This is a genomic window from Mesorhizobium sp. M0659 (assembly GCF_040320605.1).
In the GTDB taxonomy this organism is placed as follows: domain Bacteria; phylum Pseudomonadota; class Alphaproteobacteria; order Rhizobiales; family Rhizobiaceae; genus Mesorhizobium.
This window is the reverse complement of the sequence record NZ_JAMYPY010000009.1, coordinates 26,242-51,366: the sequence shown is the minus strand read 5'-3', so window position 1 is coordinate 51,366 and position 25,125 is coordinate 26,242. Positions and strand designations below refer to the sequence as shown.

Below are 25,125 nucleotides of genomic sequence, written 5' to 3'. Positions count from 1 at the left end.
AAAGCGATGGCGACACCCAATCTCTCCCCTTGAGGGGGAGATGGCCGGCAGGCCAGAGGGGGGTGCTCGCGCGCCAACATCTCACCCCGCCGTCCGCGCCGTCTGCAGATCCACGAACTGTATCCCCTTTTGCGCCATCCGCGCCCACTCGGACTCAGCATCAAGTTCGAGATAGCGCATCCAGTTCCGCCGCGCCTCCAGTAGATCCCCGGCGTCGAATTCCAGCCGGGCAAGGTTGAACACCGGATCGGCGTAGCTCTTGTCGAGCGCGATGGCCTTGACCAGATGCCGGCGCGCCGAGGCGATCTTGCCTTCGTCGCTCATCAGCCCGGCGAGGTTGAACCAGGCCTCGACGAACGCCGGATCGAGCTTGATCGCTCTTGCATAATCATGCGCCGCGTCGGCCACGCGACCGGCGCCACGCAAGCAATTGGCGCGGTTGAACGCGGCGATGGCGTCGCTCGGATCGATGCTGAGGCAGCGTTGGTAGAGCGCCGCGGCATCGTCGTGCCGGCCCTCCTCTTCCGCGCTTTCAGCCTCGGCGAACAATTCTTCCAGCGTGTCGTCGCCGGCTGCGCTTGCGCTGCCGAGATCGAACAGCAGCTGGCCGTCGAGTTCGCTCTGGCCATCCTCGAGATAGATCTGATCGGGCCGGCCATGCTGCGAGCCGACATTGAGCGATTTGGCGGTGAGCGAAGCGACCGGACCGGAGCGATGCACGGAGCGCGCGATCGCGCCCCAGGATGCACCGCCGGCGACCAGCCCGGCATATTTGCGGGCAAGGATCAGATCGCGGAACGAGTAGGGTTCACAATCGTGCTCGAAGGCGTCGAACAGGCTGAGCAGGTCGAGGTCGGCACCGGACAGTCTGGACTGGTCGACGAGAGACTGCCTGGACAGCGAAGACGCCTCCGGCGCCTTCATCAGACCAAGCAGGCGCAGGAAGCCATTTTCGCTAAGGAGTGTTCGGCCAGCGGAGCCCTCGGCTGCAACCCGGCGCTCGATCTCGGCATCGCCGCCCTTCGCCGTGCCGGCCTTGGCGATCAGCGTTCGGCCGAACACAACATGGCTGGTGCGCCTGGTGACGCCGCGCCGCAACTGGCCGTGCTGACGCTCCACCTCACGGGCCGCGAGCCGCAGCGGAAATGCCGCCAGCGCGCCGATGGCGCCGAAGACGGCGCCCGGGATTATACCGGTCGGCGCCGTCACCCCTTGCTCTTGCCGACGGCCTTGAGCAGATTGGCCTTCAACGGGTTTTCCTTGGCCGCACCCGCCTTACCCTTGGCGGCAGGTTTTTCAGCGTCGTCGGCCTTGCTCTTCGACTTGGCCGGCGGCTTGGCTGATTGCGACAGGCTCGCCTTCAACGCGTCCATGAGGTTGATGACATTGCCACGCTCGGGCGCCGCCGCAATGATCGGCTTATGGCCCTTCAGTTTCTCGCGGATCATCGTCATCAGCGCGATCTCGTAGCGGTCCTCATAATTCTTCGGATCGAAGGTGGTTTCCTTCTGCTTGATTAGCGCTTCGGCCAATTGCAGCATTTCGGGATCCGGCTTGCCAGCCGGGATGTTGCCGAAATATTCAGCCGTGCCGCGCACTTCGTTCGGGTTCCTCAACGTACACACGAACATGCCGTTCTCGCGCGCGCCGATCGTCACCACGCGCTCGCGGCTGGACAGGACAAGGCGGGCAATGGCCAGCTTGCCGGATTTGCGCATGGCTTCGCGCAGCACGGCAAAAGTTTCCTCCGCCATGGCGCCATCCGGCGCCATGTAGTACGGCGCATCCTGATAAATGACGTCGACCTCGTCTTCGTCGACGAAGGCCTCGATGTTCATCGTGTGATTGGATTCGATGCGCACTGCTTCGAGGTCGGCCTCATCGATGATGATGTACTGCTTGTCCTCGTATTCGTAACCCTTGACCAAGTCCGCGCGCTCGACGAGGCCGAGTTCAGGGTCGACCGGCTTCATGTTGATGCGGTTGTGGGTCTTCTTGTGCAATTGGTTGAACGATATGCGCTCGCTGGTCGTCGTTGCCGGATAGAGCCGGACCGGACAGCTGACGAGGCTGAGCTTGAGGTAACCTTTCCAACTTGCCCTGGGCGCCATGATACTCTCCTACGCGGCCACGCACTGACATTTCAGACTGAGCATGATCTTACCGAAAACCGGTTGCCACTTTTCGGGATCATGCTTACTGCAGCGCTTCGTCCAAAGGACGAATGGTGCTGCGGAAATCCTACACCGACCGGGCACGATACAGGCAAATCCCTAGCGAAATCTTCCAGTCGCCCTGAAGGTCCAAGGCCGAGAATAATTCAAATTGTCCGAAGCGTCGATGGACTTGGGTTCCTCGCCCCCATGAAATGGGGAGAAAAACCTTATTTGAAGGCCGGCAAATCCCTCGCGAAATCCTCCATGTCCGCCCAGGGGTCGCCCGAGGTCGCCAACAACCCCGGCAGCGAGGAATAGTTCAGATCCTGCGGCGCATCGATCGTCTCAAGGTCGCTCCAGCTCACCGGCGTCGACGCCGGCAGGTTGGTGCGGGCGCGCAGCGAATAAGGCGCCGCGGAGGTGTGGCCGCGCGCGTTGCGGTGATAGTCGATGAAGATGCGGCGCTTGCGGTTTTCCTTGCCCATTGTGGTGGTGAAAGTGTCGGGCGCGGTGGCCGCCAGGTGCGTGGAGATGGCGCTGGTCGCCTGGTGCAGCTTCTTCCAGTTCTGCTTTTGCGTCACCGGCACGGTTATGTGGATGCCGCTGCCGCCGGATGTCTTGGCGAACGGCACCAGGCCGAACCGTTCCAGTTCGCCCTTGATGTGGACGGCGGCCTCGACCACCTCGCGCCAGGCGATGCCCTCACCCGGATCGAGATCGAAAACGATCTGGTCGGGCTTGTCGAGGCTCAAGCGATGCGTGCCCCAGGTGTGGAACTCGACGACGCCGAACTGCGCCAGCGCCAGATAGCCTTTTGCTCCCTCGACCGACAGATAGGATTTGGTTTCACCTTCGGAGTTGGTGGCGTCAAAAGTGACCACAGAGGGCGGCATGCCGGTGAAGGCGTGGCGCTGGAAGAAACAGTCCTTGGGCAGGCCCGTCGGGCAGCGCACCAGCGACACCGGGCGGCCCATAATGTGCGGCAGCATGAAATCGCCGACCAGCGCGTAATAGACGGCGATGTCGAGTTTGGTCGGTCCGGTCTTGCCAAACAGCCGCCGCTCCGGATTGGTCACCCAGATGGTTGCGAGATCGGCTTCGGCGATCAGCCGCTTGCGCTTCGGCGACACCGGCGTCGACAGGCCGACATCGCGCAAGCCCCGAAACACACCGTGGCGCAGCGAATTGTCCGCCGTTCGGTTGGCGTAGTGGATGCGGGCCGACAGCATCGGCCGCACCCATTTCATCTCGCGCATGATCTCGCGCGGCACACCCTCGGGGGCTGTCGCGCCGTCGCGCAGCGGCTGCAGCCGGGCCAGCAAGTCGCCCGCCGTAGCGGCATCGAAGCCGGTGCCAACCTTGCCGCGATAGTGCAGTTCGCCATCCGCGAATTCAGCCATGCCGAGTGCCGCCAGTCCTTCGGCCGCGCCGGAAACGGTGTAGCCGGCGATGATGAAATCGCCGGTCTCCAGCGCCTTGACCTTGGTCCAGGTCTTGGTGCGGCCGCACTGGTAGATGGCGTTGGCGCGCTTGGAGACGACGCCTTCCAGCCCAAGGATCGAGGCCTGATCGTAAAGCCCCTGCCCGTCGCCTTCGACATGGTCGCTCAGCTGGATGGCGGAGTTGGCGCCCTGCCCGGCTAGCAGTTCGGCGAGCAAGGCCTTGCGTCTTGCGAGCGGCGCCTTGCGGAGGTCCCAGCCGTCGAGATGCAGCAGGTCGAAGGCATAGAAATGGAGCTTGCTGCCCGCACCCGCCGACAGCGCATCCTGCAGCAGCGCGAAACGCGAGATGCCCTTCTCGTCCAGTACCATGATTTCGCCGTCGATGATCGCCTGGCTGAGGGGCAGCCGGGCGAATGCCTGCGGCAGGTCGCCGTAACGCTTCGTCCAGTCGATGCCGCCGCGGGTGATCAGCCTGACCTCGCCATCGGCGATATGCGCCATGGTACGGTAGCCGTCGAATTTTATTTCGTGCAACCAGAGTTCACCTGTGTCTTCCACTGGCCCACCCGGCGGCTTCGGCACCTGCGTGGCGAGCTGCGGCTCGATGCGCGACGGCGGATCGCCCCTGACCGCACCGGGCAACGCACCGGGTTTCAGCGCGCCGGGTTTGGGGGGCAGGCGGGCCGGCTTTTTCGGCGGCGCCACCAGCTCCTCGATGCGCTTGCCGGACTTCACGCTTTCCGGCCGCGCTTCCAGGATGTCGAGGCCGGTATCGGCGGCGAGATCGCGCTCCTTGAACAGCAGCCAGTTTTTCTTCTCGCTGTCTTCGCCGGGCTTGGGCTTCAGACGGGTCAGCATCCAGCCGCCATTCAACTTGTCGCCGGCCAGCCGGAACTTGAAGGCGCCGGTGCGCAGGCTCTTGTCGACATCGTCCATCGGCGCCCACGTGCCGGTGTCCCAGACGATCATCGGCCCGCCGCCATATTCGCCTTCAGGAATGACGCCCTCGAAGTCGATATATTCGAGCGGATGGTCCTCGGTCTCAACTGCGAGCCGCTTGTCGGCCGGGTTGAGCGAGGGCCCGCGCGGCACCGCCCAGCTTTTCAGCACGCCGCCGACCTGCAGGCGCAAATCGTAATGGTCGGCGGTGGCGTGATGCTTGTGGACGACGAAGCGGTTGCCGTCGCCTGAAATAAGCCCGCCCGCCGGTTCCGGCGTCTTCGTAAATTCGCGCTTGGCGCGATAGGCCTTGAGTGTTGGCGGGGTTGGCATGGGTCAGGCGGGAGCGGCGGCGGCGGACGAACCTTCCCGGCGCCGCGTTCCTGCACAGTGCTGTCCCGCCAACATTTCAAATTTCCCAGCGCGGTGCGAAGAATGTGGAGATCACGCTCAATCGTCTGAGGCGGGCGTCAGGTCTAGCTCGGCCGGGGACAGCCCTTGCTGGAGCTGGCTCAGCCGGAACTCGTCGACCCAGTAGGCCTCGCCGTCGACCAGCACGCGGGCCGAGTAGACGCCGCCGGAAAAGCTTTGCGCGGTGACGTAGACCTTGTGGCGGTCGAGCGCCTTGCGCACCGCGGCGCGCTTGGAATTCTGGCTGGTGACGGAACTGGCCATGGCTCACTCATACACAAGACCGCAAGACATGGCGGCGGCATAAGGATGCTGGAGATCGGCCGCTCTGTCAATTTTGACCGCCTGCTTCTGGCAGCGCTACGATCCGACGGCAGCAAAAAACCGCTGCGCCTCGGCAGCGGACTTTGCAATGGCGACGACAATATTCGGTTAGTGGTCCGAAGGAATTATGAGCGCCGTGACGCGCGAGAGCTGCTGACGCCGGTTCAGCGTCGGCTTCTCGTAGATCGTCTTCATTGGTATCCCATGGCCCCCAATGACCGCCGGCAAAGGCGCTTGCGGCTGGGTTTTGTCAAGGGAAGCGCTGTTCTTCCGCCGAACAGCTATGGAAACTGGAGGAGCGGCCGCTATAGTTTTCCTCAGCCCCAAGGAGAACGGCAATGACCCTCAGCACCCGCAAACTTGGCAGCCAGGGGCTGCAGGTCTCGGTGATCGGCCTCGGCTGCATGGGCATGAGCCAGTCCTACGGCCCTGCCGACGAGGCGGAATCGATCGCCACCCTGCACCGAGCCATCGAACTCGGCTGTACCTTCCTCGACACGGCGGAAGTCTACGGCGCCTATGCCAATGAAGAACTGCTCGGGCGGGCGCTGAAGGGCCGGCGCGATGAGGTGACCCTTGCCACCAAATTCGGCTTCCGCATCGAAAACGGCAGACAGGTCGGCACGGAGCGTGACAGCCGGCCCGACCATATCCGCGAGGCGCTGGAGGGCTCGCTGAAGCGGCTCGGCACCGACCATATCGACCTTTACTACCAGCATCGCGTCGATCCGGCGGTGCCGATGGAAGACGTCGCCGGCACGGTCGGCCGGCTGGTTGCCGATGGCAAGGTGCGCTTCTTCGGCCTCTCGGAAGCGGGCGCGGCGAATATCGGCCGTGCTCATGCCGTGCACCCTGTGTCGGCCGTGCAGAGCGAGTATTCGCTTTGGGAGCGCAATCTGGAGCCGGAGATCATCCCGCTGCTCAAAAAGCTCGGCATCGGCCTGGTGCCGTTCGCGCCGCTCGGCCGCGGTTTCCTCGCCGGCGACGTCAAGCGCGCCGAGGATTATCCGGAAGGCGATTTCCGCCGCGGCGACCCCCGCTATCAGGGCGCCAACTACGACGCCAATGTCGCGGCTGCGGCTGCGGTGCAGGAGGTGGCCGCGGCCAAAGGGGCAAAGCCCGCACAGATCGCGCTGGCCTGGGTGCTCGGCAAGGGCGACGGTTTCGGCATTGACATCGTGCCGATCCCGGGGACAAAGCGGCGCAAGTATCTCGAAGAAAATGTTGCTGCGGCCGCGATCACGCTCGACGCGGCCGAGATAGCTGCGCTCGACGCAGCCCTTGCGCCGGGCAAGGTCTCAGGGCCGCGCTACAATGAGCGGGTGATGACAACGATCGACAGGTAGAGGCGTCTAAGCTGCCAATCTCCCCCCTCGTGGGGGAGATGCCTGACAAGGCAGAGGGGGGCGCGAAGGATCGCCCGCATCAAGTATTCTGCGTAGAGGTTAGCTCAAAGATGTAAGTGAAATTGGCCAATGTCGGCGGGACAGCGCCCCCCCTCTGTCCTGCCGGACATCTCCCCCACAAGGGGGGAGATTAGCAGTTTCAGCCCCTCGCCTCACCTTGCGTAATCGATTTTCCTTGGCTAGCATCCTCGGGTCGGCGCCGTGCGGAGGAGAACGTTGCGGCGGACCGGCTGGAGCGCCTCGCGTCCCCTCGGGGCGGTCACAGGACACTCCATTTTTGAATTGACGCAAGGACCGTCCCGAGCCGCTCCCGGTTTCGGGCTCCTGCGTTCATGTGGAGGATATCTGATGAACAGACGCGAATTCCTGTTGTCGACCGTGGCGACCGGCGCCATGGCGCTGGCCGCGCCCATGGCCTTTGCCGCCGACAAATTGACCATATTGGGCTCGGTGCCCAATCTCGGCTTTCCGTTCTTTGTGCACATGCTGAACGAGATCAAGGCGGAGGCGCAGGCGCAAGGCGTCAATCTGACCGAGAGCGACGGCCAGAACTCGGCGCCGAAGCAGACCGCCGACATCGAGGCCGCACTTGTGCAGAAGGTCAACGCCATCGTGATTTCGCCGCTTGACGTCAACGCGCTGGCGCCGGCGATCGAGGAAGCGGTCAAGGCCGGCGTTCCGGTGGTGACGATCGACCGCCGCGTCGACGGCGTCGAGGGCATTCTCGCCCATGTCGGCGCCGACAACGTCAAGGGTGGCGAAGCCGAGGCGCAGGCCATGGTGGCGGCGTTCCCGAACGGCGCCAAGCTGTTCCATTTGCAGGGCCAGCCGGGTGCCGGGCCCGCGATCGACCGCAACAAAGGCGTCCACAATGTGCTCGATCCGCTCAAGGACAAATACCAGATCATCTTCGAGCAGACCGCTAATTTCGCCCGCGCCGAAGCGCTGTCGGTGACCGAGGCCGGGCTTGCCGCCAACGGCAAGCCGGACGCCATCATCTGCGCCAATGACGACATGGCGCTCGGCGCGCTCGAAGCCTGTGCCGCCCGCAACTTCACCGACGTCAAGATCTACGGCTTCGACGCACTGCCGGAAGCGCTGGTCGCCGTGCGCGACGGCAAGCTCGCCGGCACGGTCGAACAGTTCCCCGGCGAACAGTCGCGCACGGCGGTGCAGATCGCGGTCGCCTTCGCCAGGGACAAGACCGAGCCGAAGGAGAAGCTGGTGCTGTTGACGCCGATCGTCATCGGCAAGGACAATCTCGACAAGGCGGAGAGGTTGAACGAGACGAAGTGAGAGTAAGGCCCATGACGGGTGGAGGTCGCGCTCTGTCGCGCCCCCCTCGGTCCTGCCGGACATCTCCCCCACTTGGGGGGAGATTGGCCGTCACGTCTGCTTTCGCCAATCGCCAACGTTGTAGAAAAAGTGCTGCCGGCAAAACTGCTGATCTCCCCCCGTGCGGGGGAGATGTCCGGCAGGACAGAGGGGGGCGCTGTCCCGCTGCCTATCGCAATCCGGGAGCAATGCTTGTCCGCCGTTGAACCCACCGCATCATCGCCCCCGCTCCTTTCCGTCGAAGGCGTGACCAAGCATTTTTCCGGCGTCACCGCGCTCAGCGACGTTTCGCTCGAGGTGCGGCCCAGTGAGATCCTTGGCCTGCTCGGCGAGAACGGCGCCGGCAAGTCGACGCTGTTGAAAATCCTGTCCGGCGTGATGCCGCCGTCGAGCGGCCGCATCGTCTTCGACGGCGCCGACTACGCGCCGTCCAGTCCGCAGGATGCCAAGCGGCATGGGATCGTCACCATCTATCAGGAACTGAGCCTGATCCCGACGCTGACGGTTGCGGAAAACATTTTCATCGGCCGCGCGCCGCTCGGTCCGCTCGGGCTGGTCAGCTGGCGCAGGATGGAGGACGCCTCGCGCGCGATCATCGCCCGCGTCGGTCTCGACATCGATCCGGCAACGCCGGTGTCCTCGCTGTCGGTGGCCGAACAGCAGCTGGTCGAAATCGCCCGCGCTCTGTCGCTGGAAAGCCGCCTGATCATCATGGACGAGCCTACCTCGGCGCTGACCGAGACCGAAGTGCAGAAACTGATGTCGATCATGGACAGGCTACGCAAGGACGGTGTCGCCATCATGTTCGTCACCCACCGGCTGGAAGAAGCGTCCGCCATTTGCGACCGCATGACCGTGCTGCGGGACGGCAGGCTGGCCGGTCATCTCGACCGCGACGGCCGGCCGATCCAGATTCCGAAGATCATCGAGAAGATGGTCGGCCGCGCCGCCTCCGAACTCTACGCGCGGCCGACGCAGCGCGACGTCGCCGGCGAGGTCCGGCTCTCGGTGCGAGGCTTGCGAACGGTGCGCGATCCGCTGGCGCCGCACGCCATCGTGCTCGAAGGTGTCAACCTCGATCTGAAGGCCGGCGAAATCCTCGGCGTCGCCGGCCTCGTCGGCTCCGGCCGCACCGAGCTTGCCCGCGCCATTTTCGGCGCCGACCGGATCGCCGCCGGCACGATTTCACTCGACGGCAAGCCGATCGCCCCGGCCTCCCCCGCCGACGCCATCAAACTCGGCATCGGGCTGGTGCCGGAAGACCGCAAGCACCAGGCGATTTTTGCAGCACTTGGCATTCTCAACAATTTCTCCATCGCCTCGCTCGGCCGCTACAGCAATGGCGCCGGCTTCATGGCCGAACGGCGCGAGCGCGAGGCGCTGGCCGGCTATCGCAAGGCACTGTCGATCCGCATGGCTTCGCCCGAGCAGGCGATCGAGGGGCTGTCCGGCGGCAACCAGCAAAAGGTGATCCTGGCCCGCTGGCTGGCGCGCGACCCGAAAGTACTGATCGTCGACGAGCCGACGCGCGGCGTCGATGTCGGCGCCAAGGCCGAAGTGCACCAGATCCTGGTGCAGCTTGCCGCACGCGGCATCGCCATCATGATGATCTCGTCGGAGCTGCCGGAGGTGCTGGCAGTGTCGGATCGCATCGTTACGATGCGGCGCGGCCGTATCACTGGCGAAATGCCGGGCATCGAAGCGACCGAGGAAAAACTGATGGAACTGATGGCGCTCGACCGCAAGCAGGACGCAACGCAATGACCAGCACCACCGAACAGACCCAGCGCAGCGGCATCAACATCGCGCGGCTTCTGATGAGTTTTGGGCCGCTGATGTTCCTGGCGGTGTTGATCGTCATCTTCACCGTGCTGAAGCCGAGCTTCATCGATCCAATCAACCTGTTCAACATTTTGAGGCAGATCTCGATCACCGGGCTGATCGCGCTCGGCATGACTTTCGTCATCCTCACTGCCGGCATCGACCTGTCGGTCGGCTCACTGCTCGCCTTCTGCGGCATGGTGGCGGCGGTGGTGGCCAAGGGCGGCACCGCCAACACGCTGTCGCTGTCGACCACGGGCACGCAAGGCTATGGCTGGTTCGCCGCCTTGCTTGCCGCCGTCATCGTCGGGGCGCTGGCCGGCGGCGTCCAGGGCTTTGCCATCACCAGGCTGAAAGTGCCGCCCTTCGTCGTCACGCTGGGTGGTCTCACCGTGTTTCGCGGCCTGACGCTGACCATCTCCAATGGTGGACCGATCTCCGGTTTCGACGCCTCGATGCGCTGGTTCGGCACCGGGCTCATCGGACCGGTGCCGGTGCCGGCGATCATCTTCGCGGCGGCGGCCATCCTGTGCCACATCGTGCTGCGCTATACGCGCTACGGCCGCGCCGTCTATGCCGTCGGCGGCAATGCCGAGGCCGCGCGCCTTTCGGGCCTGCGCGTCGACCGCATTCTGATCTCGGTCTATGTCATCGTCGGCTTCTTCGCCGGGCTGGCGGCCTTCGTTTTGTCAGCACGGCTCAACTCCTCCGAAGCCGTAGCCGGCATCGGCTACGAACTTACGGTGATTTCCGCCGTGGTCATCGGCGGTACCTCGCTATTCGGCGGCATCGGCTCGGTCGGCGGCACGGTGGTGGGCGCAGCGCTGATCGGCGTGCTGCAGAACGGGCTGCAGTTCAACAATGTCTCGTCCTACACACAAAGCATCGTCATCGGCCTGATCCTGATCCTGGCCGTGGCCTTCGATCGTTGGCTGAAGTCGCGGGTAAGGCGGTAAGGGATCGGCCATGGTTCAGATCAGGGCGATGGCAGAGAACGATGTAGCGTCGGTATCGCGGCTGCTGGGAGAGTCTTGGCGGCGCACCTATTCGTCGATCCTGGGACCTGAAAATACCGCGCGCCTCTCGGACGACAAGCATGCGCCCGAGCGGCTGGCCGAGGAACTTGCGGACGACAACAAGATGTCTTTCGTGGCCGAACGGCCGGACGGTTCGATCGCCGGCTACGCGATGGCGGCGATGGACGACCGTGGCGATGTCCTGCTCGACCGGCTGCACATCGACAAGACAGAGTTCGGCAGCGGGCTCGCCACCGACCTGCTGCACGCGGTGCTTGTCGCGCATGCCGGCATCCCCAGCATTGCGCTGGAAGTGATCGAGGGCAACGACCGGGCGATCGCCTTCTATCGCAAGCACGGTTTCGAAGTGGTCGAGCGCCACACGGCCGCGCACGGCGTTGGCGGCCACGCCTCGCTGATCATGCGCCGGCTGCTGTCGAGGGCGTAAGGGAAGGGAATAGGCCGTAGGGAATAGGGAATAAGGTGGCGCAGACCGATACCCTACGCCTACGGCCTACTGCGCCGCCGCTTGCCGGCCGTCCTCGTCGTCCGGCATATCGAGAATTTCGATCAGCCGCGCCACCTTCGTTCCCGGCAAGGGGCGACCCTCGTTGACCAGCGCCTCGTCGGCACCGAGCCAAGCGAACGCCTCGCGCAGTTCTTCAAGGGTGGCGCCGGTCAGCGCGATGTCGGCTATGACCGCCTCGTCTACCGGCCCCAACACCGAAATGATGTCGTCGCGTGTCATGGTCACCTCCATGCTAAGTGCCGGCCGGTCGTCGAGTTGACGCCGGGATCCGGCCATCCAGTCAACGGATTGCGAGCGAAAGCCGCCGACAAAGCAGAATCTGGGTCTTCTTTTCGACTAAGCAAGGTGAACGCGCGCCTTTTGCCGTCAAGCAGCCGAGTGCGGATCGATGCTGTAGAGATGCACGGGATAGCCGGGACCGATGGCGTCGCGCACCCGGTCCGTCCAGGCGAGGACCGCCGGATAAGCCGCCAGCGCAAAGCCGCAATCTTCGGCACGGTGGCCGTAGGCATAGACAGCAATGTCGGCGATGGTGAGCGTGTCGCCGACAAGGAACGGCGTGTCGTTCAGGCTGCGCTCCAGCGCTGCCAGCGTGCGGGCGCCGGCTTCGCGCTTGGCCGGAACCATCGCCTGGTTGCGCTCCAGCCTTCCGGCCAGCGTCCAGAAGCGCAGGGAGCCGATGACCGGCTCGACATGGTACTGTTCGAACAACAGCCATTGCATAATTTTCGCGTTGACATAGCGATCCGCCGGCAGCAAGGGCGTGCCTTCGGCGAGATAAATGAGGATCGCATTCGATTCGGCGATCGCACGGCCATCCTCGAGTTCGAGCACAGGAACGGCGCCGGCCGGGTTGAGCTTCAGGAAGGCGTCGGTGTGGCTCTCGCCCTCGAAAATCGACACCAGGCGGCTTTCATAGGGAATGTTGAGCAGGCCGAGCACGACCCTCGCCTTCCAACCGTTTTGCGACGGCAAATAATCATGAAGCGTGAGCATGGCTGTCCTTTCGCTGCGGTCGACGCCTGATTTGCACGGTGCCACGATACCAGCCACCCGAATCCTGCAATGTGTACGCGCGGAAACAGATAAACTATACGCATGTAGAGTTTTATTGACTTCGCTGTATGTGCGATTTACCCGATAAACACTTGCGTCGGATAACTGCGCGGGCAAGCAATCAGTTTGCGTGTGAGAGGAATCGCAAGCATGAGCCTTTCGCGCCGAAGCGAGATCGCCGCCGAGGCCGTGGGGCCAACGATTGTCGCCGGCGAAATCCTGGTCGAGATCATGGCGACGGAACGGGGTTTCGGCTTCCTCGAGCCGCAATCGCTTGTCGGGCCATTCCCCAGCGGTGCGCCGGCGATCTTCATCGATCAGGTCGCCCGGCTGGGAGGCGGCGCCGGCATTATCGGCTGCGTCGGCCGCGACGATTTCGGCACGCTCAACCTGGACAGGCTGGAGCGCGACGGCGTCGACGTCTCAGCCGTCGATATCAGCGACCGCTTCCCGACGGGATGCGCCTTCGTGCGCTACCGGCCCGATGGTATCAGGGACTTCGTCTACAACATCGCCGAATCCGCCGCCGGGCAGATCCACCTGACCACTGCTGCGCGCCTGCTGGCGGACAGGGCCGGCCATCTGCATATCATGGGATCGACGCTGTCGGTGGCAGGGCTGAAGGAGATCGTCAGCTACGCAGTGCAGGCGGTTCGTGCCCGCGGCGGCTCGACCTCATTCGACCCGAATGTGCGCAAGGAGCTGATCGACGGCTCCGACGGCGCACTGTTTTCCGCACTCATCGACGATGCCGACCTGCTGCTGCCGTCCGGCGACGAATTGCTCGCTACGGCGGGCGTCGATGACGAGCACCGGGCGGTGGCGGCGCTGTTTGCCAGGGGCGTCGGCGAGATCGTGCTGAAGCGCGGTGCTGACGGCTCTTCCTGGTTCGGCGCCGACGGCGCCAGGATCGACTGCGCCGGTTTTCAGGTCGAGGAAGTCGACCCCACGGGCGCCGGCGATTGTTTCGGCGCCACCTACCTGACCTGCCGCCGCCAGGGGATGGAGCCCGGCAAGGCGCTGCTTTATGCCAATGCCGCCGGCGCCCGCAACGTCACCCGGCGCGGCCCGATGGAGGGCGTCACCAGCTTCGACGGACTCGATCAATTCATCAAGGGAACAGCGAGACGGACATGAGCGCCAACCCGCTTGCAGGCCTCGCCAGCGCGCGCAAAAACGGCTCGCCCTACGGCATCACCTCGATCTGCTCCGCGCATCCGCTGGTGATCCAGACGGCGATCAGGCGCGCCGTTGCCGACAGGGAGAAAAACCTGCTGATTGAGGCAACCTGCAATCAGGTCAACCAGTCCGGCGGCTATACCGGAATGACCCCGGCGCTGTTCGTCGCCTTCGTGCTGGAGATCGCCTGCCGCGAGGGGCTGGAAGCCTCGCGTATCATCTTCGGCGGCGACCATCTGGGACCGAACCCGTGGCGCGCAGAGCCGGCGGCGCAGGCGATGGACAAGGCCGAGGCCATGGTCGGCGCCTATATCGCGGCCGGCTTCACCAAGATCCATCTCGACGCATCGATGGGCTGCGCCGGCGAGCCGGCGGCGCTTGACGACGAGACCATCGCCACCCGGGCGGCGCGGCTGGCAAAGGCGGCCGAAACGGGCGCGCACGCCGCAGGCAGCACCTTGCCGGTCTACATCATCGGCACCGAAGTTCCCGCCCCCGGCGGCGTCGACCATGCGATCAGCGAGTTGAAGCCGACCGAGGCGGCGGCGGCGCGGCGCACGATCGAGGTTCACCGGGAGATCTTTGCCCGCGAAGGCCTGACCGAGGCGTTCGGCCGCGTCATGGCCGTGGTGGTGCAGCCGGGCGTGGAATTCGGCAGCCAGAATGTCGTCGCCTACGCGCCCGAAAAATCCAAGGGCCTGACCGGCTTGCTCGATGAGCAGCCGTCGCTCGTCTACGAGGCGCATTCGACCGACTACCAGACCCGTGCGGCTTTGACCGCGCTGGTCGCAAACGGCTTTCCTATCCTCAAGGTCGGCCCCGGCCTGACCTTCGCCTTGCGCGAGGCGCTTTACGGGCTCGACCTGATCGCCTCCGAAATGGCCAGGGACTATGGCGACCGGTCGCTCGCCCGCACCATGGAAAGCGCGATGCTGGCAGCACCCGGCCATTGGCACAGCCACTATCATGGCAACGAAGCAGAGCTCTATGTGCAGCGGCATTACAGCTACAGCGATCGCATCCGCTATTATTGGAGCAACCCCACCGCTGTCGCGGCGGTCGAGCGCCTGCGCAAGGCGCTGGACGACGTTGCCATTCCCGAAACGCTGATGCGGCAATTCCTGCCGGCGCTGCCGGCCGAACTCGGGCCGGCGGGCAATCCCGAGGCTATCCTTCTCGAAGCTGTCGATCAGGTGCTGGCCGACTATGACGCGGCCTGCCGTGGGACCTGAGTGCATTGCGCCGGGTTGATCTTTGCCTCAGCCCAGTGTCTCTGACGTTTCCATGAAACCAGCCATGTTCTTTCTCCTGTTCGCGGCCTCCCTGCTGGCGTCGCCGGCACGCGCCGACTGGAAGCCGGTCGAAAAGGTCGAGACCTACGCCATCGCAGGGCGGACCGGCCCGGAACTCTATGCCGCGATCGGCGAAGCCGGCCCCTTGCTCGGCAAGGGTCGGGTCATTGCGCACACCAATTTCAAGCTGACCTGGACCAGGGACTACAGGCCGCAAGGTGACGCCTGCGTGCTCAAATCGGCGCGCCCGAAACTGATCATCACCTACACCTTGCCAAAGCCGGCCGAACCGTTGCCGGCTTCCGTCCAGAAGAACTGGACGGTGTTCATCGCCGGGCTCGCCGCCCACGAGAGAGTGCATGGCGCAGCCATCGCCGAGATGGTGCGCAAGATCGAGGCGGTGAGCGTCGGCCTGACCGTTAATGATGACCCCGGCTGCAGCAAGATCAGAACCGAGCTGACGAGGCAACTCGTCCAGATCTCGCTGGCACAGCGGCAGGCGAGCCGCGACTTCGACCGGGTCGAATTCGGCCCCGGCGGAAACCTGCAAAAGCTGGTGCTGGCTTTTGTGAATGGGGGGTAGTTTGCCGGTGTGCCGGTCATAGCGCCGAGTGTTCCGAACGACAAGAGTACCGGCCGCATGGCCGCTTTACAGGCAGGCTTGGTAGCGCTACCGTCTGATTGTCGCGCGACCTGTTCGGGGAATGGGAGACGGTCGCGAGGCGGGAGAGGAGCGGTTTCCTTCGGGGCGTCGCAAGAAGCATTCGGGAGGAGATCGATGGCGTCTGTCGCGATCGGCGACGTTTACAAATCGTTCGGGACCGTCGAGGTCCTGCATGGCGTCAGTGTGGATATCGATGACGGCGAATTCGTCACGCTGGTCGGCCCGTCGGGTTGCGGAAAATCGACCCTTCTCAGGATGATCGCCGGCCTGGAAAAGATTTCTCGGGGCGAGATCGCCATCGGGGATCGGGTCGTCAACAACGTTGCCCCGAAAGAGCGCGACGTTGCCATGGTGTTCCAGAACTACGCGCTCTACCCGCACATGACGGTCGCCGAGAACATGGCGTTCTCGCTCATGCTCAAAGGTGTTTCGAAGGCCGATTGCGCTACCAGCATTCAGCGCGCCGCCGAAATCCTCGGGCTGGTGCCATTGCTGACGCGATATCCGCGCCAACTTTCCGGCGGCCAGCGCCAGCGCGTCGCCATGGGCCGGGCGATCGTGCGCGATCCACAGGTTTTCCTGTTCGACGAACCGCTCTCCAATCTCGACGCCAAGCTCAGGGTGCAGATGCGCGCCGAGATCAAGGAACTGCACCAGCGGCTCAAGACGACCACAGTCTATGTCACCCACGACCAGATCGAGGCCATGACCATGGCCGACAAGATCGTCGTCATGCATGACGGCATCGTCGAACAGATCGGACCCCCGCTGGAGCTCTACGACAGGCCAAACAATCTCTTCGTCGCCAGTTTCATCGGCTCGCCCGCCATGAACCTGATCAAGGGCGAGATCGTCACCGACGGGTCTCCGTCCTTTCGCGGCGCCGGGGGAATTTCCGTGCCGCTGGCCGGCGCGCCGGCCGTTGGCAACGGTCATCCGGTGGTGCTGGGAATACGGCCCGAGCATTTGCGGCTATCGTCAGACCAAGTCATTCCAGTCACCGTCGCGGTGGTCGAGCCGACCGGGTCGGAAGTGCAGATCATCGGCCGCACCGCCGGCGGCGACGAGATCGTCGCCAATTTCCGCGAACGCCATGCCTTCACACCGGGCGAATCCATACGGCTCTCTGCCGCGCCTGGCCTGATTCATCTCTTTGACGGCAAGACCGGAACACGATTTGAAACGCGTAACGGATGGTAAGGACCGCATAGCAAGGAAGATAAACCGGAGGAGACGACCATGAAATTCACGAGACGCGATGTAATCCGCACGACCGCAGGTGCCGCGGCGGGAGCTCTGGGAAGCCGGTTCGTCGGCTCGCCGGCTTTTGCCCAGGAGGGCTTGAAATACAAGCCCGAGGAAGGCGCAAAGCTGCGGCTGCTGCGCTGGTCGCCCTTCGTCAAGGGCGATGAGGATCAATGGCTGGCCAACACCAAGCGCTTCACCGAGGCGACAGGTGTCGAGGTTCGTGTCGACAAGGAAAGCTGGGAGGACATTCGCCCCAAGGCAGCGGTCGCCGCCAATGTCGGTTCCGGCCCGGACCTCATGTTCGTCTGGTTCGACGACCCGCATCAATATCCAGACAAGCTGCACGACGTGACCGAGCTCGGCGAGTATCTGGGCTCGAAATATGGCGGCTGGCACGACGGACCAAAGCAATATGCGACGCGGGACGGCAAGTTCGTCGGCCTGCCGCTGGCCACGATCGGCAATGCCATCGTCTATCGCGAAAGCTGGGTGAAGGAGGCCGGCTTCTCCGAATTTCCGAAGGACACGGCAGGCTTCCTCGAGCTTTGCAAGGCGTTGCAGGCGAAGGGACATCCGGCTGGCTTCACGCACGGCCACGGCGTCGGCGACGGCAACAATTACGCGCACTGGCTGCTGTGGAGCCATGGCGGCCAGATGGTCGACGAGAGCGGCAAGGTGGCGATCAACAGCCCCGAGACGCTAAAGGCGATCGGATACGCGCAGGAACTCTACAAGACCTTCATTCCCGGGACCGAAAGCTGGCTCGACGTCAATAACAACCGCGCCTTCCTGGCCGGCGAACTCGGCGTCATCGCCAACGGCATTTCCGCCTACAATACGGCCAAGATCAACAAGGACAACGATCCGAAGCTGGCTGAGATCGCCAAGGACATCCGCACCACCAACCTGCCGATCGGTCCCGTCGGGAAATCGGTCGAACTGTTCCAGGTGACCACCGCCGTCATCTTCAACTACACGCCCTACCCCAATGCGGCCAAGGCCTATCTGCAGTTCATGTTCGAGGATCCGCAGATGACCGACTGGATCACCTCCTCGGCGGGCTATTGCTGCCAGACGCTGAAGGCCTTCGACAACAATCCAGTGTGGACGGCCGACCCGAACAATGCCGCCTATGCCAAGGCCTCGGCGACGCTGCGCCCCAACGGCTATGCCGGGCCGCTCGGCTATGCCTCGGCGGCGACCATGGCCGACTATGTCCTGGTCGACATGTTCGCCAAGGCGGTGACCGGCCAGGCGACGCCGCAGGAGGCGATGGAGGAGGCGGAGAAGCGCGCCAACCGCTACTACCGCGTTTGATCACGGCACCGCCGGGCAGCGTCTAGTGCGCTGCCCGGCCCGTCGCACAATCCCATGGCGGCCGTTGACGCCGTGACCTGATTCCCCGATGAGGAGCCCTTCATGGCCGTGCCGTCCGTTGCCGCCCAGCCGCGTCCGTCGATGCTTTCGCGGATCTCCGAAAGCCGCAACGCGCTGGGCTTCGGCTTCATGCTGCCGGCGGCGGCGCTGCTGCTGGTCTTCCTGACCTATCCGCTCGGGCTGGGCGTCTGGCTCGGCTTCACCGATGCCCGTATCGGCCGCCCCGGCATCTTCATTGGCACCGAGAACTATCAGTATCTGTGGAGTGACGCCGTCTTCTGGCTGTCCGTCTTCAACACCTTGCTCTACACGGTCAGCGCCTCGATCCTGAAGTTCGTGCTCGGCCTGTGGCTGGCGCTCATTCTCAATGAAAACCTGCCGTTCAAATCGTTCTTCCGCGCGATAGTCCTGCTGCCTTGGGTGGTGCCCACCGTACTGTCAGCCATCGCCTTCTGGTGGATCTACGATTCGCAGTTCTCCATCCTGTCCTGGGCGCTGCAGCAAATGGGCCTGATCGACCACCGCATCAATTTCCTCGGCGATCCGGAGAATGCGCGCGCTTCGGTTATCGCCGCCAACGTCTGGCGCGGCATTCCTTTCGTCGCCATCACGCTGCTCGCCGGCCTGCAGACCATTCCGCAGTCGCTCTACGAGGCGGCCACGCTCGACGGCGCCAGTCGCTGGCAGTTGTTTCGTTATGTGACTCTGCCGCTGCTGACGCCGATCATCGCCATCACCATGACCTTCTCGGTGCTGTTCACTTTCACCGATTTCCAGCTGATCTACGTGCTGACCCGGGGCGGACCGGTGAATGCCACGCATCTGATGGCGACATTGTCTTTCCAGCGCGGCATTTCCGGCGGCCAGCTTGGCGAGGGCGCGGCCATCGCGGTGGCCATGATCCCGTTCCTGCTGGCGGCGATCCTGTTCAGCTATTTCGGCCTGCAACGCCGCAAATGGCAACAAGGCGGCGGAGACTGACATGGTCAAGACGGCCGCGACAAGGAAGGCGAAACGTGGGGATATCGACGAAGGCGGCATGGGCTACCTGCAGAGCCTGCCGCGCCGCGTGGTGACGGTCTATCTGCCGCTGCTGGTGTTCGTCTTCGTGCTGTTGTTTCCGTTTTACTGGATGACGATCACGGCGGTTAAGCCCAATCTCGAGATGACCGACTATGCGCAGTTCAATCCGTTCTGGGTGGTGCATCCGACATTGGAGCACATCCGCTATCTCCTGTTCGAGACCTCCTATCCGGGCTGGCTGCTCAACACGATCATCATCTCGACCGCCGCCACGTTCCTGTCGCTGCTGGCGTCGGTGTTCGCCGCCTATGCGATCGAGCGGTTGCGCTTCTCCGGGGCGCGGCAGGTCGGCCTCGGCATCTTCCTCGCCTATCTGGTGCCGCCCTCGATCCTGTTCATTCCGCTGTCGGTGATGGTGTTCAACCTCGGGCTCTACGACACGCCCTTCGCGCTCATCCTTACCTATCCGACCTTCCTGGTGCCGTTCTGCACGTGGCTGTTGATGGGTTACTTCCGCTCCATCCCGTTCGAACTGGAAGAATGCGCGCTGATAGACGGAGCGAGCCGGTGGCAGATCCTCACCAAGATCGTGCTGCCGCTGTCGGTGCCCGGCCTGATCTCCGCCGGCATATTCGCCTTCACCCTGTCATGGAACGAGTTCATCTATGCGCTGACATTCATCCAGTCCTCGGAAAACAAGACCGTGCCGGTGGGTGTGCTGACCGAGTTGGTGCGCTCCGACGTCTACGAATGGGGGGCGCTGATGGCGGGAGCGCTGATCGGCTCGCTGCCGGTGGTCGTGCTCTATTCGTTCTTCGTCGAGCACTATGTCTCGTCGATGACCGGCGCGGTGAAGGAGTGACGCGCCGGCTCACGCGAGGCGACCGGCGCGGTCAGATCGCGCCGATGATGCCGCCGTCGACGCGGATGTTCTGGCCGGTGATGTAGCCCGCACCTTCGGAAGCGAGGAAGGCGATGGTCGCGGCAATTTCCTCCGAGGTGCCGTAGCGCTGCATCGGCACGCTGTCGCGGCGCTCCTCGGTGGCCGGCAGGCTGTCGATCCAGCCGGGCAGCACATTGTTCATGCGCACATTGTCGGCGGCGTAGGTGTTGGCGAAGATCTTGGTGTAGGCGGCAAGGCCGGCGCGGAATACGGCCGAGGTCGGGAACATCGGGCTCGGCTCGACCACCCAGGCGGTCGAGATGTTGATGATGGCGCCGGCCCTCTGCTTGACCATCTGCGGCGCCACGATGCGCACCGGCCGGATGACGTTCATCAGATAGACGTCGAGACCGGTGTGCCACTGCTCGTCGGTGATTTCGAGGATCGGCGCGCGTGGCCCGTGGCCACCGCTGTTGACCAGCACGTCGATGCGGCCAAAGCGCTCGAGCGTCAGATCCGCGAGCCGCTGCAGATCGTCATTCGACTGGTTGGAGCCGGTGACGCCGAGGCCGCCAAGCTCCTTGGCCAGAGCCTCGCCCTTGCCGGAGGACGACAGGATCGCGACCTTGAACCCTTCCGCCGCCAGCCGCTTGGCCGCCGCCGCACCCATGCCGCTGCCGCCCGCGACGACGACTGCTACTTTTTCTACACTCATCTCGATTTTCCTTCGTGTGGGTTGGCGGGACTCTAAAATCCATGTTTCCGAGGTTCGACCAGTGCTATAAACGGTTTTGCCATCTGGTTCGAACCAGAAAGCCTGAAATCAAGCTGTAGAAAAACTCCTGCATGCCTGAAGCCTTCCTGAGCCTGCCACCATTGAACGCGCTGCGTGCCTTCGAAGCCGCCGCGCGTCACCTCAACTTCCGTATCGCCGCGCAGGAGCTGAACGTGACGCAAGGGGCGGTGGCGCAGCACATACGCGGGCTGGAGGCGGATCTCGGCGCAAAGCTGTTCGACCGGCTGCCGCGCGGCCTGGCGCTGACCGACGAGGGCCGCGCCTATGTGCCGAACATTCGCCGCGCCTTCGAGCTGATCTCGGAGGCCACCTTGCTGCTGCGGCCCGAACCGGCGCGGCTGACGATCAGCGTCACGCCGAGCTTTGCCACCAAATGGCTGATCCCCAAACTGCCGGAGTTCGTCGCCCACAACCCGCTGGTCGATTTGCGAATCCTGGCCAGCGAAAGCCTGTCGAGTTTTCAGGCCGACGGCGTCGACATTGCGGTCAGGCAAGGCCGCCTGCCCTTCGGCGCCGGCCTGATGGTGGATCTTTTGTTTCCACAGCAGATCGTCGCCATCTGCAGCCCTGCCCTGCTGCCGACCGGCGCGAACGAGATCGCGCCGACCGACATCCAGCACCACGTCCTGCTGCACGACGCGCACAATCTATGGCCGGAATTCATGGAAAAGGCGCTCGGCCTGAGGATGGCCGCCGAGGCCAAACGCATGCGCTTCAACCAGACAGGCCTCGCGATCGACGCCGCCATTGCCGGCCAGGGCATCGCGCTGGCCAGCCGGTTTCTCGTATCCGCCGACATTGCCGCCGGCCGGCTGGTGCAGCCGATCAACGCGGAGATGCGTGGGACGCACGATTTCTATGTCGTGATGCCGCGCAAGCAACGGCACCCAGAACCGACGCAAGCCGTGCGGCGATGGCTGCTGGATGAGGGCGATGCGGCGCGGCTGTGATGGATAGCCGATCTCCCCTTTTACCGCCGCCGCGCAATGTCGGCCGCCACCGCCTTCGCCTCCCTGCCGATTTCTCGTAGCAGACCGGTGACCGGATTGTAGAAGCCGACGAGGTAGAGGCCGAGTTGAGAGGCGCGGGCGTTGACGCCACTGCGCTCCGGCTGCAATTCCACGGGCAGAAACTTTTCGTAGCCCGGGCGATAGCCGGTGGCGAGGATGACGGCGTCGAAATTTTCCTGCCTGCCGTCGGTGAACACAGCGCCGCGCTCGGTGAAGCCCGCTATGTCGGGTGCGATCTTGATGGCGCCTTTGGTGATGGCGTCGACCGTGCCGACGTCGATGACCGGGATGCGGCCGATTTCGTCGATCTGCTGCAGGATGCCCTGCTTCGGCCTGACGATGCCGTATTTCTCGAGCTTGCCCAGCGCGAAATCGAGGATGATCGGGAACATCCAGTCGTTCAGCGCCTGCGGCATCGGCCGGCTGGCGATGCCGACCATCTGGATCGGCACGCCGAACAGCTGGCGCGGCACGATGTGGACGCCCTTGCGCACCGAAATGGTCGGACGCGCGCCACTTTCCGCCAAGTCGAGCGCGATCTCGGCGCCGGTGTTGCCCATGCCGACGATCAGCACCGAGCGGCCGGCAAAGGGCGCCGCTTGCGTATAGTCGGCGCTGTGCAGCACCTCGCCCTTGAAAGCCTCGATAGCAGGGAGCCGGGGGACGATCGGCTCGGCATTGTTACCGCTGGCGATGACGACATGGCGCGCCTTGATGTTGTCCGATCCTGTCTCGACCAGAAAACCGCCGTCCCCGAGGCGAATGGCTTTCACCGTCACGCCGAAGCGCGGGCGCAGATCGAATTTTTCCGCGTAGTCGTCGAGATAGCGGACCACCATTTCGCGCGGCACGTAGCGCGGATAATTTTTGGGAAAGGGCAGGAACGGCAGCGACGAGAACGACTTGACCGTATGCAGATGCAGCCGCCGATAGTGCCGCCGCCAGGCGGGCGCGATCTCCTGCGATTTTTCGAGCAGGATGAAATCCACTCCTGCCCGCTTCAGGCAGGCACCGACCGCAAGGCCGGCGGGCCCGGCGCCGACAATAACGACAGTGGTGTCCAAGCGATTCTCCTCCCGCTAGCTCCTTAGGCTACGCGTAGAAGCGCAGGCGGGACAAGGCGCGCCTCACCTTCTCCCCTTGTTGGAGAAGGTGGATCGGCGCGCTAGCGCCGAGACGCCTTCGCATCGCGGCGCGCACGCTGCGCATCCTGTCCGGTCTCGGCTCACCCCCGGTGACGAATGTCTATCCCGGCAATCGCCCATGCTGTCGGACGGGCTGCCTGTCGCCGGCCGCACCGCGGTCGAAGAGCTCTACGTGCATGGCGGCATGGGCCAATCGGCATGCATGCCGCCCCCGCCATCGCGCGCTGGCTGGAAGAGGCCGTGGTTCGGGCGATGGCAATCCGAAGCAGACATGGCTCCGGCCACAGCGATTTGCGGGATGGGAAGGGTGAGGCTGCGCGACGTCGTGTCGATGTAGCCCGCCATCGGCCCGACGGGAGGGCTGGCGTTGCTCCCTAGCCGATATGCTCGGCGCGCAGCTTCTTCTTTATCTGCTCCAGGCCTGCCTCGCCGCCCGTCGCCAGTTCATCGGCGATCCTTGCCAGCTTGTCATCGGCGTTGCGGTATTTGCTGCCCCAGGCGCCGAGCGTCGCCAGCACCGGCAACAGGTCGATGCCCGCCTCGGTCAGCTTATAGATCGCCTTGAGCTTGTGCGTGGGGTCGTCGCTTCTGGTGACAATGCCCTCATCCTGCAAGGTCTGCAGCCGCTCGGCCAGCGTGCGCGACGAGATGCCTTCGCCTGATAGCAGAAACTCCCGGAAGTGCCTTTTTCCCGCGAAAATCATGTCGCGGATGATCAGCAGCGTCCAGCGGTCACCGAGCAATTCGAGCGACAGGCTGATGGGGCAGCCGGATCTTTCCCTGGTCGACATTCTCAATGCTTCCATTTCTAAATCACTTTACTATTGACATCATTTTTCTCTCGTGTCAATGGTTCCGAAAGTAAAGCAATCACCAACGCCGCCTGACCTGGCGCTGGTGACACCAGAGCTCAATCAGGAGAACAACGATGAGAAAACTGATCCTGCAGATGCAGATGTCGGTCGACGGTTTTGTCGGCGCGGCCGGCGATGAGCACTGGCAGCTCTGGGAATGGGGCGCCAACTGCCCGTGGGACGACGACTTGAAGCAGGATTTCAACGCGGTGTTCGCCGGCATCGATACCATTCTGCTCAGCCGCAAGATGGCCGAAGAAGGCTATCTAACCCATTGGGGCAATGCGGCAAAAAACTATCCGCGCGATCCCTTCTACGCCTTTGCGCAGCGCATCGTCGAGGCGCGCAAGGTGGTGCTGAGCGACAAGCTCGCGGCATCGCGGTGGGAGCGCACGACGCTTGCCAGCGGCGACCTGCCGCGCGAGGTCAAGGCGCTGAAAGCTGAAGGTGAAGGCGACATGGCGGTATTCGGCGGCGCCGGCTTTGCCTCGGCGCTGATTGCAGCGGGACTGGTCGATGAGTTCCAGCTGTTCATCAATCCGGCCGCGCTGGGCGACGGCGAGCGGATTTTCGACTGTGGCGGCTTCCTGAAATTGCGCCTGCTCGGCTCTAAAGCCTATGCCTGCGGAATGGTGGTGAACCGCTACGCGCCGGCAATGTGAAGCAGTTCAGAGATTGAATCCGTGGACCGCTTCAACTCTTTGTTTTTGCGAGAACTCCGGACGGATCACCGCAACCCGCTCCTCGTGAACCTGCGCTAGAAATTGATCTCGACCGAAGCGGCACTTCGCTTTGCCGGCCCGTGAAACACCGCCTCGATGTTGTTGCCGTCGGGGTCGAGCAGGAAGGCGGCGTAGTAGCCGGGGTGGTAGGGCCGCTCACCCGGCGCGCCATTGTCGGCCCCGCCGGCATCGAGGCCAGCCTTGTAGAACGCATCGACCATGGCCTTGTCCCTGGCCTGGAAGGCCAGATGATGGCGCCCGGTCAGCTGTCCCCTCGCCGCCCGGCTGTCGAGGCTTGAGATGAACAGCTCGTCGGCCCAGAAATAGTCCTCGGCCTCGCCGCCGATCGGAATGCCGAGCACCTTGAAGACGGCTTCATAGAAGCGCCGGCTCGCCTTGAGGTCCCTGACCACCAGCTGGACGTGGTCGATGAGGCGGCCGCGATGCAGTTCCATGAGCGATATCTCCCGTCGCGAGACCACAAAGCTAGTGCCGCG

The 25,125-nt window shown here is 63.8% G+C and carries 25 protein-coding genes; 15 read left to right on the top strand and 10 right to left on the bottom strand.

All coding sequences use genetic code 11. The features are described 5' to 3' along the window. Positions 1-81 precede the first annotated feature (81 nt). The 4 genes from NKI31_RS16290 to NKI31_RS16275 form a co-directional block, all read right to left on the bottom strand. Positions 82-1,209 (bottom strand): tetratricopeptide repeat protein, encoded by a 1,128-nt coding sequence (locus NKI31_RS16290; protein ID WP_352652077.1) that lies wholly within the window; start codon positions 1,207-1,209, stop codon positions 82-84. After that, positions 1,206-2,111 carry a non-homologous end joining protein Ku gene (gene ku / locus NKI31_RS16285; protein WP_023685883.1) on the bottom strand — a complete coding sequence of 302 codons (906 nt, stop codon included), beginning with the start codon at positions 2,109-2,111 and terminating at the stop codon, positions 1,206-1,208. The genes NKI31_RS16290 and ku overlap by 4 nt, the downstream gene beginning before the upstream one ends. Positions 2,112-2,383: 272 nt before the next feature. Beyond that, positions 2,384-4,870 carry a DNA ligase D gene (ligD, locus tag NKI31_RS16280; RefSeq protein WP_352652075.1) on the bottom strand — a complete coding sequence of 829 codons (2,487 nt, stop codon included), beginning with the start codon at positions 4,868-4,870 and terminating at the stop codon, positions 2,384-2,386. Between the two features lie 117 nt (positions 4,871-4,987). Beyond that, positions 4,988-5,212 carry a hypothetical protein gene (locus NKI31_RS16275; protein ID WP_023673483.1) on the bottom strand — a complete coding sequence of 75 codons (225 nt, stop codon included), beginning with the start codon at positions 5,210-5,212 and terminating at the stop codon, positions 4,988-4,990. 45 nt (positions 5,213-5,257) lie between these two features. Between NKI31_RS16275 and NKI31_RS16270 the strand changes: the two genes are divergently transcribed. The 6 genes from NKI31_RS16270 to NKI31_RS16245 all read left to right on the top strand — a co-directional run bounded on the left by NKI31_RS16270 (position 5,258) and on the right by NKI31_RS16245 (position 11,298). Continuing rightward, entirely contained in the window at positions 5,258-5,614 is a 357-nt protein-coding gene (locus NKI31_RS16270; protein WP_352652074.1) for a hypothetical protein, read from the top strand. Beyond that, positions 5,611-6,618, top strand: a complete 1,008-nt coding sequence (locus NKI31_RS16265) for an aldo/keto reductase (protein WP_352652072.1) — start codon at positions 5,611-5,613, stop codon at positions 6,616-6,618. The genes NKI31_RS16270 and NKI31_RS16265 overlap by 4 nt, the downstream gene beginning before the upstream one ends. Positions 6,619-7,026: 408 nt before the next feature. Next, positions 7,027-7,974 carry a substrate-binding domain-containing protein gene (locus tag NKI31_RS16260; protein WP_023730393.1) on the top strand — a complete coding sequence of 316 codons (948 nt, stop codon included), beginning with the start codon at positions 7,027-7,029 and terminating at the stop codon, positions 7,972-7,974. 171 nt (positions 7,975-8,145) lie between these two features. Beyond that, complete coding sequence (locus NKI31_RS16255) at positions 8,146-9,777, top strand: sugar ABC transporter ATP-binding protein (RefSeq protein WP_502899144.1); 1,632 nt, start codon at positions 8,146-8,148, stop codon at positions 9,775-9,777. Beyond that, the gene (locus NKI31_RS16250) at positions 9,774-10,790 is read left to right on the top strand and encodes an ABC transporter permease (RefSeq protein WP_023685887.1); all 1,017 of its coding nucleotides are present in this window, start codon (positions 9,774-9,776) and stop codon (positions 10,788-10,790) included. Before NKI31_RS16255 ends, NKI31_RS16250 begins: the two co-directional genes overlap by 4 nt. A gap of 10 nt (positions 10,791-10,800) precedes the next feature. Continuing rightward, positions 10,801-11,298: a GNAT family N-acetyltransferase gene (locus NKI31_RS16245; protein WP_023699150.1), complete on the top strand. Its 498-nt coding sequence runs from the start codon at positions 10,801-10,803 to the stop codon at positions 11,296-11,298. Positions 11,299-11,364: 66 nt separating this feature from the next. Here the strand turns inward: NKI31_RS16245 and NKI31_RS16240 are convergent, their stop codons facing one another. Further along, the gene (locus tag NKI31_RS16240) at positions 11,365-11,598 is read right to left on the bottom strand and encodes a hypothetical protein (protein WP_084624981.1); all 234 of its coding nucleotides are present in this window, start codon (positions 11,596-11,598) and stop codon (positions 11,365-11,367) included. A 147-nt stretch (positions 11,599-11,745) separates the two neighbouring features. Further along, positions 11,746-12,375: a glutathione S-transferase family protein gene (locus NKI31_RS16235; RefSeq protein ID WP_031355794.1), complete on the bottom strand. Its 630-nt coding sequence runs from the start codon at positions 12,373-12,375 to the stop codon at positions 11,746-11,748. Between the two features lie 210 nt (positions 12,376-12,585). On the opposite strand from NKI31_RS16235, the gene NKI31_RS16230 reads away from it, so the two are divergent. The 7 genes from NKI31_RS16230 (at position 12,586) to NKI31_RS16200 (ending at position 20,080) form a co-directional block, all read left to right on the top strand. Continuing rightward, the gene (locus NKI31_RS16230; RefSeq protein ID WP_023699147.1) at positions 12,586-13,572 is read left to right on the top strand and encodes a tagatose kinase; all 987 of its coding nucleotides are present in this window, start codon (positions 12,586-12,588) and stop codon (positions 13,570-13,572) included. Then, positions 13,569-14,846 (top strand): D-tagatose-bisphosphate aldolase, class II, non-catalytic subunit, encoded by a 1,278-nt coding sequence (locus NKI31_RS16225; protein WP_352652070.1) that lies wholly within the window; start codon positions 13,569-13,571, stop codon positions 14,844-14,846. Before NKI31_RS16230 ends, NKI31_RS16225 begins: the two co-directional genes overlap by 4 nt. A gap of 52 nt (positions 14,847-14,898) precedes the next feature. After that, on the top strand, positions 14,899-15,489 hold the full coding sequence (locus NKI31_RS16220; protein ID WP_023699145.1) for a DUF922 domain-containing Zn-dependent protease: 591 nt from the start codon (positions 14,899-14,901) through the stop codon (positions 15,487-15,489). Between the two features lie 195 nt (positions 15,490-15,684). Then, positions 15,685-16,770, top strand: coding sequence for an ABC transporter ATP-binding protein (locus NKI31_RS16215; protein ID WP_352652069.1), 1,086 nt, complete (start codon positions 15,685-15,687; stop codon positions 16,768-16,770). Positions 16,771-16,809: 39 nt separating this feature from the next. Continuing rightward, positions 16,810-18,135 carry an ABC transporter substrate-binding protein gene (locus tag NKI31_RS16210; protein WP_023693796.1) on the top strand — a complete coding sequence of 442 codons (1,326 nt, stop codon included), beginning with the start codon at positions 16,810-16,812 and terminating at the stop codon, positions 18,133-18,135. Positions 18,136-18,276: 141 nt separating this feature from the next. Then, positions 18,277-19,176, top strand: coding sequence for a carbohydrate ABC transporter permease (locus NKI31_RS16205; RefSeq protein WP_444849008.1), 900 nt, complete (start codon positions 18,277-18,279; stop codon positions 19,174-19,176). A gap of 1 nt (position 19,177) precedes the next feature. Continuing rightward, entirely contained in the window at positions 19,178-20,080 is a 903-nt protein-coding gene (locus NKI31_RS16200; RefSeq protein WP_023673469.1) for a carbohydrate ABC transporter permease, read from the top strand. A gap of 31 nt (positions 20,081-20,111) precedes the next feature. Here NKI31_RS16200 and NKI31_RS16195 read toward each other — a convergent pair whose 3' ends face one another. Beyond that, on the bottom strand, positions 20,112-20,816 hold the full coding sequence (locus tag NKI31_RS16195) for an SDR family oxidoreductase (protein WP_352652068.1): 705 nt from the start codon (positions 20,814-20,816) through the stop codon (positions 20,112-20,114). Between the two features lie 131 nt (positions 20,817-20,947). Here NKI31_RS16195 and gcvA point away from each other — a divergent pair, with 131 nt between their 5' ends. Continuing rightward, positions 20,948-21,847, top strand: a complete 900-nt coding sequence (gene gcvA, locus NKI31_RS16190; RefSeq protein ID WP_352652067.1) for a transcriptional regulator GcvA — start codon at positions 20,948-20,950, stop codon at positions 21,845-21,847. 20 nt (positions 21,848-21,867) lie between these two features. Here gcvA and NKI31_RS16185 read toward each other — a convergent pair whose 3' ends face one another. Then, positions 21,868-22,971, bottom strand: a complete 1,104-nt coding sequence (locus NKI31_RS16185; protein WP_023735436.1) for a flavin-containing monooxygenase — start codon at positions 22,969-22,971, stop codon at positions 21,868-21,870. A 455-nt stretch (positions 22,972-23,426) separates the two neighbouring features. After that, complete coding sequence (locus NKI31_RS16180) at positions 23,427-23,843, bottom strand: winged helix-turn-helix transcriptional regulator (RefSeq protein WP_023673465.1); 417 nt, start codon at positions 23,841-23,843, stop codon at positions 23,427-23,429. Positions 23,844-23,980: 137 nt separating this feature from the next. Here NKI31_RS16180 and NKI31_RS16175 point away from each other — a divergent pair, with 137 nt between their 5' ends. After that, positions 23,981-24,568, top strand: coding sequence for a dihydrofolate reductase family protein (locus NKI31_RS16175; RefSeq protein WP_023673464.1), 588 nt, complete (start codon positions 23,981-23,983; stop codon positions 24,566-24,568). 95 nt (positions 24,569-24,663) lie between these two features. Here the strand turns inward: NKI31_RS16175 and NKI31_RS16170 are convergent, their stop codons facing one another. Further along, positions 24,664-25,092, bottom strand: coding sequence for a VOC family protein (locus NKI31_RS16170; protein WP_155922514.1), 429 nt, complete (start codon positions 25,090-25,092; stop codon positions 24,664-24,666). Positions 25,093-25,125 lie beyond the last annotated feature (33 nt).